Source organism: Sphingomonas rhamnosi (assembly GCF_036663615.1).
GTDB lineage: Bacteria > Pseudomonadota > Alphaproteobacteria > Sphingomonadales > Sphingomonadaceae > Sphingomonas.
Genome location: NZ_JAXOJJ010000002.1, coordinates 338207 through 351628, shown reverse-complemented (window position 1 = coordinate 351628; position 13422 = coordinate 338207). Strand labels below are relative to the sequence as shown.

Sequence of the window (13422 nt, the reverse complement as noted above, 5' to 3'; positions counted from 1 at the left end):
AGTAACGCGCGCAGTCCGATTTCTATACCGCACCGAACGATAATCCGCCAGACGTCTCATACAGACGGTATGGCAAACAGAGGTTGGTGTTCGCAAATTCGCTCGGTTAGAACGGCTATATGGATTCCACGCTCGCAACGCCGCTGCTCGACACGGTAACCACGCCCACCGACCTCCGCGCCCTGAAGCCCGAGCAGCTCCGCCAGCTGGCGGACGAGCTGCGCGCCGAGACGATCTCCGCGGTCGGGACGACCGGCGGGCATCTGGGCTCGGGGCTGGGCGTGGTCGAACTGACCACCGCGATCCACTACGTGTTCGACACGCCGCGCGACGCGCTGGTGTGGGACGTCGGGCATCAATGCTATCCGCACAAGATCCTGACCGGCAGGCGGGACCGCATCCGCACGCTGCGCCAGGGTGGGGGGCTCAGCGGCTTCACCAAGCGCAGCGAGAGCGAATACGACCCGTTCGGCGCGGCGCATTCGTCGACCTCGATCTCGGCGGCGCTGGGCTTTGCCACCGCGAACAAGATCGCGGGCAATCCCGGCAAGGCGATCGCGGTGATCGGCGACGGATCGATGTCGGCGGGCATGGCCTATGAGGCGATGAACAACGCGCAGGCCGCGGGCAACCGGCTGGTGGTCATCCTCAACGACAACGACATGTCGATCGCACCACCGGTCGGCGGTCTGTCCGCCTATCTCAGCCGGATCGTGTCGAGCCGCGGCTTCCTGGGGCTACGCGAGCAATTGAAGCGTCTCGCGCGCAAGCTGCCGCGGCCGTTCGCCGAGGCAGCGCGGAAGACCGACGAGTTCGCGCGCGGGATGACGATGGGCGGCACGCTGTTCGAGGAACTCGGCTTCTACTATGTCGGGCCGATCGACGGCCACAATCTCGACCATCTGATCCCGGTGCTCGAGAATGTCCGCGATGCCGAGGAGGGCCCGATCCTGGTCCATGTCGTGACCAAGAAGGGCAAGGGCTATGCCCCGGCCGAGGCGTCGGCGGACAAATATCACGGCGTCCAGAAGTTCGACGTGATCTCGGGCGTGCAGACAAAGGCGCCACCGGGTCCGCCGCAATATCAGAACGTGTTCGGCGCGCAGCTGGTCAAGGAAGCCGCGACCGACGACCGGATCTGCGCGATCACCGCGGCGATGCCGTCGGGCACCGGGCTCGACGCGTTCGCCGCGGCCTATCCGGATCGGTTCTTCGACGTCGGTATCGCCGAGCAGCACGGCGTCACCTTCGCCGCGGGGTTGGCGGCGCAGGGGATGCGGCCGTTCTGCGCGATCTATTCGACCTTCCTGCAGCGCGCCTATGACCAGGTGGTGCACGACGTCTGCATCCAGAACCTGCCGGTGCGCTTCGCGATCGACCGCGCCGGGTTGGTCGGTGCCGATGGCGCGACGCATGCCGGCAGCTTCGACGTGACCTATCTGGCGACCCTCCCCAATATGGTGGTGATGGCGGCGGCGGACGAAGCCGAGCTGGTGCACATGACGCATACCGCCGCGCTTCACGACAGCAGCCCGATCGCGGTGCGCTATCCGCGCGGCAACGGCACCGGCGTCGCGCTGCCCGAGACGCCGCAGCGGCTCGAGATCGGCAAGGGGCGGATGGTCCGCGAAGGCAAGACGGTCGCGATCCTCAGCCTCGGCACGCGGCTCGAGGAAGCGATGAAGGCCGCCGAGATCCTGGAAGCCAAGGGGCTCAGCACCAGCGTCGCCGACCTGCGCTTCGCCAAGCCGCTCGACGAGGCGCTGATCCGCAAACTGCTGATCAGCCACGAGGTTGCCGTCACGATCGAGGAAGGCGCGGTCGGCGGGTTTGGCGCGCACGTGCTGACGCTGGCGTCGGACGAGGGGCTGACCGATGTCGGCCTGAAGATCCGCACGCTGCGGCTGCCCGACCTGTTCCAGGACCAGGACAAGCCCGAGCTGCAATACGCCCAGGCCGGGCTCGACGCCGCGGGCATCGTCGACACCGTGCTCACCGCGTTGCGGCACAACCGCGCGCCGGTGGATATCGCGCGCGCGTGGCCATAATCGGACGGCAGGCCGTGCCGCACATCCTCGCGATCGACCAAGGCACCACCTCGACGCGCGCGATCGTGTTCGACGATCAGGCCCGCGCGCTCGCCACCGCCCAGACCGAGTTGTCACAGCATTATCCCCGGCCCGGCTGGGTCGAGCACGACCCCGAGGGAATCTGGCGCGATACGCTGGCCACCGCCCGCCGCGCGATCGGTAAAGCCAACGTGCCTATCACCGCGATCGGCATCACCAACCAGCGCGAGACCGTGGTGGTGTGGGACCGCGCCGATGGCACGCCGATCCACCCCGCGATCGTCTGGCAGGATCGCCGTACCGCCGATTTGTGCCGTGAGTTGAAGGCGGACGGCGTCGAACCCGATGTCCGCGCGCGGACCGGGTTGCTCATCGATCCCTATTTCTCCTCGACCAAGATCGCCTGGATCCTCGATTCCGTGCCGCACGCGCGGGCGCGGGCCGAGCGCGGCGAACTCGCCTTCGGGACGATCGATAGCTTCCTGCTCTGGCGGCTGACCGGTGGCGCGGTGCACGCGACCGACGTCACCAACGCGGGGCGGACCTTGCTGTACGACATCCGCGTGCAATGCTGGGACGCCGAGCTGTGCCGGCTGTTCCGCGTGCCGATGGCGATGCTGCCGGAGGTGCACGACAACGCGCATGTGTTCGGCACCACCGATCTGTTCGGCGCGCCGACCCCGATCGCGGGGATGGCGGGGGATCAGCAGGCGGCATTGTTCGGGCAGGCGTGCTTTGCGCCCGGCATGGCCAAGTCGACCTATGGCACCGGCTGTTTCATGCTGCTCAATACCGGCGAGCAGGCGGTGGCGTCAGACAACCGGTTGCTGACCACGCCTGCCTATCGGCTCGACGGGCGGATGACTTATGCGCTCGAAGGCTCGATCTTCGTCGCGGGTGCGGCGATCAAATGGCTGCGCGACGGCATCGGCGTGATCACCAGCGCGCACGAGACGCACGACATGGCGACCCGGGTGCCCGACAATCACGGCGTCTATATGGTGCCCGCGTTCGTCGGGCTGGGCGCGCCGCATTGGGATCCGGACGCGCGCGGCGCGATCTTCGGGCTGACGCTCGGCGCGACCCAGGCGCACCTCGCGCGGGGCGCGCTGGAGGCGGTCGGCTACCAGACGCTCGATCTGGCCGCCGCGATGGTCGCGGACGGCGCCGCGGTGCCGGCGGCGATGCGGGTGGATGGTGGCATGGCGGCGAACGACTGGCTGTGCCAGTTCCTGGCGGACATGCTGCAGGTGCCGGTCGAGCGCCCCGTGCATCTGGAGACGACCGCGCTCGGGGCGGCGTTCCATGCCGGGCTGGCGACGGGGGTGTGGGCTGGCCTCGACGCGCTCGCGCGAACGTGGCGGCAGGGCGCGGTGTTCACGCCGCGGATGGCGGGGGATGCCCGCAAATCGCTGATCGCCGGATGGCGGTCGGCGGTATGGAAGACGCTGGCTACCCCACCGACATCCTGACGAACCAAGCCTCGTCATCCTGACGAAAGTCAGGACCCAGGGTTGCAAGCAGTGCCGCCTGTAACCCTGGGTCCCGGCTTTCGCCGGGATGACGGAGTAGGGGGAGGGGACGGAGCCTTACAGCCCGACCACCCCGCCGTCGGTCTTGGTGATGACGATCGTCGCCGACCGCGGCCGCGACGGCGTCGCCACCGCGCCGGCCTGGTTCGCCGGCCAGCTGCTCGTGATGTTGGTCGGGCCACCATTCTCGCCCGGATGCTGGATGTTGACGAACAGCGAGCGACCGTCCGGCGTCGAATGGATGCCGGTGATCTCGCACTCCTTCGGCCCGACCAGGAAACGGCGCAGCGCCGTGCCCGGCGCCTTGCCGACCCGCGTCGTGACCGTGCTCGTCGCACCCGCGATCGTGTTGGTCACCGACTTGGTGGCGCCGTCGTTGACCGTGCCGGGGATCGACGCGAGCAGCATGCAGTTGGTGACGTCGGTATAGGCGCCGTCGTCGGTTTCGATCCACATCACCGGCGTGATCAGCCCCGATGCGTTGGTCGGCAGGCCGAACCACAGGCCGTCGGGCGACGAGAAGTCGTTGGTCGCATCCAGCCCCGACAGGTTGATGTTGGTCGCGTCCAGGTCACTGCCCGCACCGAACGCATAGATGTCCCACGCGAACGCGGTCGCCTCCGACGTGTCGCCGCTCTCGCGCAGGCGGATGACATGGCCGTTGGCGTTGCCCGAGGTCGATCCGGTCGTCGTCTTCGGGTCCGTATAGGCGCGCGGGTTGGCCGCATCGACGTTCGCCACCGTACGCGAGCTGTTGTTGGTCAGCGTGCAGTACATCTCGCCCGTCGCCGGGTTCACCGCAGTCCATTCGGGACGATCCATCCGAGTCGCGCCCAGCGCGTCCGCGGCAAGCCGCGCGTTGATCAGTACGTCGGCCTGGCTGGCGAAGGGGTAGGTGGCGTTGGCGGCGGTCAGCGGACCCTGGCCGAACACCAGCGGCAGCCACTGACCCGATCCGTCGGCGTTGAACTTGGCGACGTACAGCGTGCCGGTATCGAGATATTTGTCGCCCATCGCCAGACGGTTCGCATTGGTGGCATCTGCGGCCGACCACGGCGTCGCCGACACGAACTTGTAGATATACTCGTTCTGCGCATCGTCGCCCATGTAGAAGGCGGGTTTCACCCCCGCGATGGTGCGGCCGACTTGGCAGCCTTCATGGTTCATCCGGCCGAGCGCGGTGCGCTTGCGCGGGGTCGAGGCCGGATCGAACGGGTCGATCTCGACCACCCAGCCATATTGGAAGATCTCGTTGCGGAAATCGCCCGTGCCGTCGGCAGCCGCGCCGGCCTGTGCGGTGATGTTCCAGCGCGCATAGGCGGTGTTGGTCGCATCGGCGGGGACAACCGTCGCCCATCCGTAGTTGCCGCCCGTGTTGCTCTCGCTCTTGCCGTAGCGCGTCAGTGAGGTGTTCGCCTTGACGCCGACCGCGCCGGTCGCCGCGCGCCGCGCGCCGTCGCCGACCTCGCGACGGAAATACCCAACCCAATTCTCTTCGTTGGTCAGATACGTGTTCCACGGCATGGTGCCGTTGGCGCAGTTGTTGATCGTGCCGCGGCCCGCCGTGCCGTCGGGCGAATAGCGTGTCTTCAGGCTGTCATTACCGCGCACCGGCCCCGAAAAGCTCATCGGCGTCATCGGCGTGATCCGGCGGTTGAACGTCGACGTCGGCGCGTAGCTCCAGTCGGTCGCGCGGTTGATTTCGATCACCGACACGCCGTGGCATTCCATTTCCTTCAGCGCCTCGGCTTCGGGCCGGGCGCCGCTCACCGTCGTCGGGCCGTTCGGATGCAGATAGGCCTGGGTGATGTTTTCGTGGTTCAGCACCAGCAGTCCGCGGGTGTTGCCATTGGCGTCGGGCGCGCCGGCAGCGGACAGTCCGAAATAGGTCATGCCATCATGATGATCGCCGGCACGCTGTGCGAAATTGGTGTCGGTGCCGTTGTTGGCATAGGCGCCGACCCCGCTCGCGATCGGATCGCCAAGCCGGTACAGGACCGTGACCGCATAGCCGCTCGGTACCGCGACGACGTCGGCGAGGCTCTTGGGCACGGCGGTGAAGCCGAGCGCGGTCGCGCCGATCGTCACCGTGGCGTCGGCGGTCTTGGTGCCGCTCGCCGAGGTCGCGGTGAAGCGGAACACGAGCGCGGTACCGGCGGCGACGCCAGGCGCGATGAAGGTGGCGGTCGCGGTGTTGGCGTTGGTCAGCGTGACGCTGGGCCCGCTGACCTGGGTCCAGGCCACGCTGTCGACCTGGCCGATCGCCGAGCCGGTCAAAGTCACCGGGCGACCGGGCGCCGCATTGGCGCTGGAGCCGGCGGTCACGGTGACTGGGCTGGACCCGTCGCCGTCATCGTCGCAGCCGGCCAGCAGCATGCCGCCGAACACCGCGGCGGTGGCGGCGGACAGGCCGCCCATCAGCGTCTGGCGGCGCGAATAGCGAACCTCGATCAGGTCGTTCAAATGCGGGTTGGCGGTCGGATTGGTATCGATATCGCCGTCGGTATAGCTGGTCATGAAAAGTCCCCCGTTAAATGTACTGATTGATCAGGCGCGCGTCAGAACCGTGCGCCGAGTTCGACGCCGTAGAAGCGCGGCTCGCCGGCGATGTAGGTCGGGATGCCGAAGCCGCCGCCGGTGTTGCCGGCGTCGATCAGGTACCGCTTGTTGGTCGCGTTGCGGACGAAGCCGCCGACCGTGTAGCGGCCCTGCGCCAGTTCGAGGCCTGCGCGCAGGTTGACCAGCGTATAGCCCGGCGTGCTGGTCGCCGGGTTGTTCGGCAACTCGAAGAACACTTTCGTGCGATAGGTGACGCTCGGCGTGGCGTAGAAGGTGGCGCCGCCGACCGGCAACCGCAGGATCGCGCCGCCCGATGCCGTCGTCTTGGGCTGCAGACGGAACTGATTGCCCGCATAGGCGCCGTTCGCCGCCTCGTCGCCGATGCCGCCGTCGATATAGGCGAACGCGCCGAACAGCGAGAGATAGGGCGCAAGGCGGAGATTGCCCTCGAGCTCGACGCCGACGCTGTTGGCCGAGTCCGCGCTCCGTACGAACGTCATGCCGCCGCTCGTCACCGAGAACTGGAAGCCGTCATAGGTCTGGTAGAACACCGACGCTGCGCCGCTCAACGGCCCGACCTGGCCCTTTATGCCGCCTTCATAGTTCCAGACCTTTTCCTGCGGCACGTTGGCCAGGTTCGGGCCCACCCCGAAGGCGGTGTTCTGCGCGGTGAGCTGGACTACCGGCGAGCGGCGGCCCTTGCTGATCGTCGCATAGAGGTTGAGCTGGTCGTTGAGTTTCAGCAGCACGTTGAACCGCGGCAGCAGCGCGTAGAAGCTCTTCTCCGCGACGAACTTGTTGCCGTTGGTGTTGGCGGTGCCGAGCAGGCTGGTGCGCACGCCGAGCGCGGCGAGCAGCTGCGAATTGGGCTGGATCGACGAATAGCCGGACTGACGATCCTCGATCAGCACCCGCGCACCGGCGGTGAGCTCGAGCGCGGGTGTCGGGATCCACGTCGCGTCGGCGAACATCGAATAGGTGTCGTTGTTGCCGTAGTTGGTGAACTCGGAGCGATAGGGCACCGACGTCAGGCGCCCGCCGCTCAGCACCGCGGTCGCACGTGTCGCAGGGATAGTGCCGTTGGCCGCGACGCAATTGGCGCCGGTCGGGATGCCGGCGGCGGTAAGCGCGGCGCGAACCTGCGCGTAGGCCGGAGAGACCGAGCAGGCGATGTACGTCCCCTCCTCGGTCGCGAACGGCACGCGCTGCGAATTGTTTTCGAAGAAGGCGTTCCAGCCGACCGAAGCGCGGTATTTCGGCCCGTCGAATGCGAAGCGGCTTTCGTGGCTCCACTGGTCGCCCTTGGCGTCTTCGGCGAATTCCAGATAGTTGGCGGGGCCGCCATCCGCGTCGAAGATTTCGAGCGCGTCGAAGCGGCGATAACCGTTGACGGTGGTGAAGGTGATCCCCGGCGAGAGGTCCGCAGTGATCGTCAGGTTGGCGTCATAGACGTTGCGGTCGAGACCCAGCTTGCGCGCGCCCAGCGCAGACAGGCTGTCCGGCGATCCCGAAAGTTCGGCGTACCCATAGTCGCCGGTCTGCCCGCCGGTCGGCGCGAACGCACGGCTCTTGAACGCGGTGCCGGGATTACGCTGGCCGTCATAGGTCAGGACGAGGTCGGCGGTGACGGTGTCGCTCGGGCGAAAGCGCAGCGACCCGCGGATGCCGCGCTGGTCCTGGCCGTTCAGATCGTCCTGGTCGACACCGCCCTGGTTCTGGTTGGGGACGTTGGCGTCACCGGCGATGTTGCGGACATAGCCTTTGCGATATTTGTACGCGAAGGCCAGGCGTCCGGCGATCACGTCGTTGCCGGCGTTCAGGAAGCCCGAGATCTGGGTGCGGTCGTAATTGCCGTACGATCCGTTCAACGCTCCGGAAAAGCCGGGCTCGGGCTTTGCCGAGACGATGCTGATGGCGCCGACGGCGGAGGCCGTGCCGAACAATGTCGCCTGCGGGCCCTTCACGACTTCGATGCGCGCGAGGTCGTACAGATCCTGATACGCACCCCGTGTGCGGCTGATGTCGACGCCGTTGTAATAGAGCGTGACGCGCGCCCCCTGCTGCGACGATCCGCTGTCCGACGTGATGCCGCGGATGACGAAACCGGGGTTGTTCGCGCTCTGCTCCTGGATCTGCAGGCCGGGGATGAACTGTGCGACTTCGGTCAGCGAATTGACGCCGATCGCGGCCATCCGCTGGCCCGTGAGCGCGGTGACGGTGACGGGCACGTCGGCGATCCGTTGTTCGCGCTTCTGCGCGGTGACGACGATCTCTTCGCCGGCTTCATAACCGCCACCGTCCTGCGGCGCATCGGGCGCCACGATGGCCTGTGCCAAGGCCGTCGTCGAACTCCCCAAAGCGAACGTCGCCAGTGCGAGCCGCGTCATCAGTCTTTTCATTGAGTCCCCCGTGTCGTTCCCGGGGCACTAGGACGGGTGCGTGACGCGTTGGTGTCGGAACGATGAAACCAGAATGACTGAAATATGACGGGTCTGTCATACTGGCGCCATCGAACTGTAGCGCGTCGTGGCTAGCTGGCGGTGACATTCAAGGGGCCTGCCACCATGACCATCAACCGCCGCGACGCGCTCACTCTCATCGGGTCGGGTGCTGCGATCAGCTTGCCCGCCTTGCCGCTTGCCGCGGCGGCGGCGCCCGTCGCGTTCGCGCACGGTGTCGCGAGCGGCGATCCCAGCGCGGATGGCGCTATACTGTGGACCCGTGCGACGCCGGCCAGCGGTGCCGGGGATATCGCGCTCGACTGGCACGTCGCCGAAACCGCGGAGGGCAAGCCGGTCCGTTCGGGCCGTGTGACCGCCCGCGCCGCGCGCGACTTCACCGCCAAGGTCGAGGCGACCGGGCTCCAGCCCGGGCGCGACTATCATTACTGGTTCACTGGGCCCTCAGGCGAACGCTCGCCCGCCGGTCGCATGCGCACGCTGCCCAAGGGCAAGACCGCCGACGTCGTCATGGCCGTCGTGTCCTGCCAGCTGTACGGCGGCGGCTTCTTCAACGCCTATCAATCGATCGCGCAGCTCGACCGGCTCGACGCGGTCCTCCACCTTGGCGACTATATCTACGAATATGGCACCGACGGGTTCGGCGCCGATGTCGCCAAGAAGATCGGTCGTCTGGTCGAACCTGCCCACGAAATCCTGACGCTCGCCGACTACCGCGCCCGCCATGCGCAGGTGAAACGCGACGCCGACATGCAGGCCGCGCACGCCCGTGCCGCGTTCATCTGCGTCTGGGACGATCACGAAGTCGCCAACGATGACTGGATGGGCGGCGCCGAGAACCACGATCCCAAGACCGAGGGCGACTGGAAGGCGCGCAAGGCGGCGTCGATGCAGGCCTATTTCGAATGGATGCCGATCCGCGACCCGAAGCCGGGCCAGCCTTGGGAGGCGATCAACCGTAGCTTCGACTTCGGCGATCTCGCGACCATCGTGATGGTCGAGACGCGGTTGCTCGCGCGGAGCAAGCAGGTGGCGAGCAAGGGGGAGGGGATCGCTCCTGCCGATTACGCCCCGATGATGGCCGAGCGCGCGCAGCCGGAGCGGGAACTGCTCGGCCCCGCGCAGCTCGGTTGGGTCGAACGCACGCTTGCCGCTTCGGTCGCCGCGGGGCGGCCGTGGCAGGTGCTCGGCAACCAGGTCGTCATGGCCCGGGTCGCCGGTCCCGACCTCGAAAAGCAGATGGGGGCCGAAAAGTTCGGTGCGATGATGGCGCGGTTGCCTGCGATGTGGCGCGATCGGCTGATGGCGGGCATCGCGTCCTACCGGGCCGGACTGCCGTTCAACTTCGACAGCTGGGACGGCTACCCGCCCGCGCGCGAGCGGCTCTACGCTGCGTTCCGGCGCGCGAAGTCGCGTCCGATCGTGCTGTCGGGCGACAGCCACGCCGCCTGGGCCAACGATCTGCATGACGCGTCGGGCGCTCTGGTCGCCGCGGAATTCGGCGCGACCGCCGTCACCAGCCCGTCCTATGGCTCGCTGCTGCCCGGCATCGGTCGTTACATCGCGGATGCCAACGAAGAGGTCCGCTTCTGCGACCAGGACAACAAGGGCTATCTTCTGCTGACGCTGACCCAGCAGGACGCGGTCGCCGACTTCCGCACCGTCTCGACGGTGCTAGCGAAGCCGTTCACCCAGGCCACCGCCAAGCGGTTCCGCGTCGCCACGAAGATCGATCAGCCGATCGCGGAGATCGGCTGATCGAGGGGCGAGGGGCTACACCAGCCCCTTGCGCTCGCGGTCGAGCCGGTCGGCGAAGCGCTTCTGGCCCTGCGCCTCGGTCGCGCCCTCCAGCAATCGGTCGGAGGTTTCGACCGCGGCTTCGGGAGTCATGGCTAGGGCCACGCCATCGGGGCCGTCGATCTGCACCTCGCCCTCTTCGGCGGTGACATCGGACGGCGTCTGCTAGACTTGCTGCATTGCGACCTCCGTGCTGCTGATCCTGTGCGTCCAACGCGGGGCTTGCCGAACGGAGCCAGGAGTTGCTCTCGATCATACCGATTGTCTGGTCCGGCGCGCCGTCCCACGCGCCTGTGCGCACGCCGCATCGCGGATAGTCGTTGACGCGGGGGCGGGGTTCGCATTCAAACGCGGCAAGCTCGACGTACGGGCGCTGGGAGAGAATGATGCGGGTACATGTTTCGGTCGCCACGGTGTTGGCGTTGTTGGGTACGGTTGCCTCGGCGCAGGGTGCGCCCGACTCCGCGACGACGCTGTCGCCGGTGGCACACCCCGAATCCTGGCCCAAAGTGGCGGCAAGGCCTGCGCTCGACCCCAAGATCGAAGCACGGATCACCGCCATGCTGCGCGCCATGTCGATCGAGGACAAGGTCGGCCAGATCATTCAGGCGGACATCGCCACGGTGAAGCCGGAGGATCTGCGAACCTACAAGCTCGGCTCGGTGCTGAACGGCGGCAATTCCGCGCCCAACAACGACGAACTCGCGCCGCCCGCCGAATGGCTGAAACTCGCCGACGCCTATTACGACGCGTCGATGACGCGCAGCGACGGTCGGCCGAAGATCCCGACGATCTGGGGCACCGACGCCGTCCATGGCAACAACAACGTCGTCGGCGCGACGCTGTTTCCGCACAATATCGGTCTCGGTGCGGCGCGCGATCCCGCGTTGATGGAACGGATCGGTCGGGTCACCGCGCTCGAAACCGCTGCGACCGGGCTCGACTGGAGCTTCGCGCCGACGCTCGCGGTGGTCCAGGACGATCGCTGGGGGCGCACCTATGAAAGCTATTCCGAGGATCCCGCGGTGGTCGCGAGCTATGCCGGCCATGTCGTCAGCGGCGTCCAGGGCCAGGTCGGGACGTCCGACTTCCTGAGCCCCGGCCACGTCATCGCGACGACCAAGCATTTCGTCGGCGACGGCGGCACCGGCGGCCGCGACCAGGGGGATACCCGCGTTTCCGAAACCGTACTGCGCGACGTCCATGCCGCCGGCTATCCGCCTGCGATCGCGGCCGGCACGCTCAGCGTGATGGCCAGCTTCTCGAGCTGGAACGGCGAGAAGATGCACGCCAACAAGAGCCTGCTGACCGACGTGCTCAAGGGCCGGATGGAGTTCAACGGCTTCGTCGTCGGCGACTGGAACGCGCACGGGCAGATCGCCGGGTGCACCAACGAAAGCTGCGCCGCGGCGATCAACGCGGGGCTCGACATGTTCATGATGTCGGGCGACTGGAAGAAGCTTTACGCCAACACGCTGATGCAGGCGAAGTCGGGCGAAATCCTGCCCGCACGGCTCGACGACGCGGTCCGCCGCATCCTGCGCGCAAAGCTGTTGGCGCACACGTTCGAGACGGGGCGGCCATCGTCGCGCGCGGTCGCGGGCAAGTTCGGCCTGATCGGTTCGCCCGACGCCCACGCGATCGGCCGTCAGGCGGTGCGCGAGTCGCTGGTGCTGCTGAAGAACAATGGGAACCTCCTGCCGCTGAAGCCCGCCGCGAACATCCTCGTGGCTGGCATCGCCGCGGACAGCATCGCGCAGCAAGCCGGCGGCTGGTCGATCACGTGGCAAGGCGCGGGCGTGCCCAACAGCGCCTTTCCCAACGCGACCTCGATCTGGAAAGGCATCGATCAGGCGGTGCGCGCGGGCGGCGGCACCGCGACCTATGCGCCGACCGGTGCCTACACGGCCAAACCCGACGCCGCGATCGTCGTGTTCGGCGAGACTCCCTATGCTGAGTTCATGGGTGACCGCCCGAACCTCGAATTCTCGCCGGGCGACAAGAGCGACCTCGAATTGCTGCGCAAGTTGAAGGCGGCGGATATCCCGGTGGTCGCGGTTTTCCTGTCGGGCCGGCCGATGTGGGTCAACGCGGAACTGAACGCGGCCGATGCGTTCGTCGCGGCGTTCCTGCCGGGCAGCGAAGGCGCGGGCGTTGCCGACGTGCTGTTCGCCGACACGGCGGGCAAACCGGCGCATGACTTCCGGGGCAAACTGTCATTCTCCTGGCCAAAGCGGCCCGACCAATATGTGCTCAACCGCCGCGACCCCAACTACGACCCGTTGTTCGCGTTCGGCTACGGCCTGACCTATGCCGATCACGTCGTCGTGCCCAAGCTGGACGAGGCGCGTCCTGCCGGCATGGTGGTCGATTCGGGCGGTGTGTTCTTCGCCAAGGGTCGCGTTGTCGACGCCTGGAGCCTATCGCTGGGCGAGGGCACCGGATCGACCCGGATCGTTGCCAATACCGGCCGCAGCCCCGCCGGCACGCTCAGCGTCGCCGGCGTCGACCGCAACGCGCAGGAAGACGCCCGCCGGTTCACCTGGACCGGTGCACGCGAGGCCGATGTCCGCATCGAACCCAACAGCGCGCTCGACCTGTCGCGCGAAGCGAACGGCGAACTCAGCCTGGTCGTCCAGTACCGGGTCGACGCCAAGCCTACTGCGCCGGTCTCCGTCACGCTGGGTAGCGAGGGCAAACCCGGGCAGGTGGCGATCGGCGGCGTCCTGCGCGCGGCGCCGGTCGGTCAGTGGCAGACGCTGGCGATCCCGCTCAAATGCTTCGTCGCGACCGGCGTCGACCCCTCGAAGGTGACGCAGCCGTTTGCACTGGCGACGGCGGGCAAGATGACGCTCTCGATCTCGGATATCCGCGTGACGCGCGCCGACGTCGCGATGGATCGCTGCGGTGCCTCATGATGGCCGGCCACGACTTCGACTAGAGTAGAAAGGTAACATTACCTGACTTATAGCAACTACGACCATTTTCGAGAATCTACTCAAAATG

The 13422-nt window shown here is 67.2% G+C and carries 7 protein-coding genes; 4 read left to right on the top strand and 3 right to left on the bottom strand.

Annotated elements, in window-relative coordinates:
• Positions 1-119: 119 nt before the first annotated feature.
• Together dxs and glpK are read left to right on the top strand one after the other, a co-directional pair.
• Positions 120-2048 carry a 1-deoxy-D-xylulose-5-phosphate synthase gene (gene dxs, locus U1701_RS06650; RefSeq protein WP_332781758.1) on the top strand — a complete coding sequence of 643 codons (1929 nt, stop codon included), beginning with the start codon at positions 120-122 and terminating at the stop codon, positions 2046-2048.
• The gene (gene glpK, locus U1701_RS06645; RefSeq protein ID WP_332781757.1) at positions 2039-3541 is read left to right on the top strand and encodes a glycerol kinase GlpK; all 1503 of its coding nucleotides are present in this window, start codon (positions 2039-2041) and stop codon (positions 3539-3541) included. The genes dxs and glpK overlap by 10 nt, the downstream gene beginning before the upstream one ends.
• 117 nt (positions 3542-3658) lie before the next feature.
• On the opposite strand, the gene U1701_RS06640 is transcribed toward glpK, so the two are convergent.
• Positions 3659-6118: a PhoX family protein gene (locus tag U1701_RS06640; RefSeq protein ID WP_332781756.1), complete on the bottom strand. Its 2460-nt coding sequence runs from the start codon at positions 6116-6118 to the stop codon at positions 3659-3661.
• A gap of 41 nt (positions 6119-6159) precedes the next feature.
• Positions 6160-8547, bottom strand: a complete 2388-nt coding sequence (locus U1701_RS06635) for a TonB-dependent receptor (RefSeq protein ID WP_332781755.1) — start codon at positions 8545-8547, stop codon at positions 6160-6162.
• Between the two features lie 177 nt (positions 8548-8724).
• Between U1701_RS06635 and U1701_RS06630 the strand changes: the two genes are divergently transcribed.
• Positions 8725-10377, top strand: coding sequence for an alkaline phosphatase D family protein (locus U1701_RS06630; protein WP_332781754.1), 1653 nt, complete (start codon positions 8725-8727; stop codon positions 10375-10377).
• Positions 10378-10392: 15 nt separating this feature from the next.
• On the opposite strand, the gene U1701_RS06625 is transcribed toward U1701_RS06630, so the two are convergent.
• Positions 10393-10545 (bottom strand): hypothetical protein, encoded by a 153-nt coding sequence (locus tag U1701_RS06625; RefSeq protein ID WP_332781753.1) that lies wholly within the window; start codon positions 10543-10545, stop codon positions 10393-10395.
• A gap of 254 nt (positions 10546-10799) precedes the next feature.
• Between U1701_RS06625 and U1701_RS06620 the strand changes: the two genes are divergently transcribed.
• Entirely contained in the window at positions 10800-13334 is a 2535-nt protein-coding gene (locus tag U1701_RS06620) for a glycoside hydrolase family 3 protein (protein WP_443026000.1), read from the top strand.
• The last annotated feature ends 88 nt before the right edge of the window (positions 13335-13422 follow it).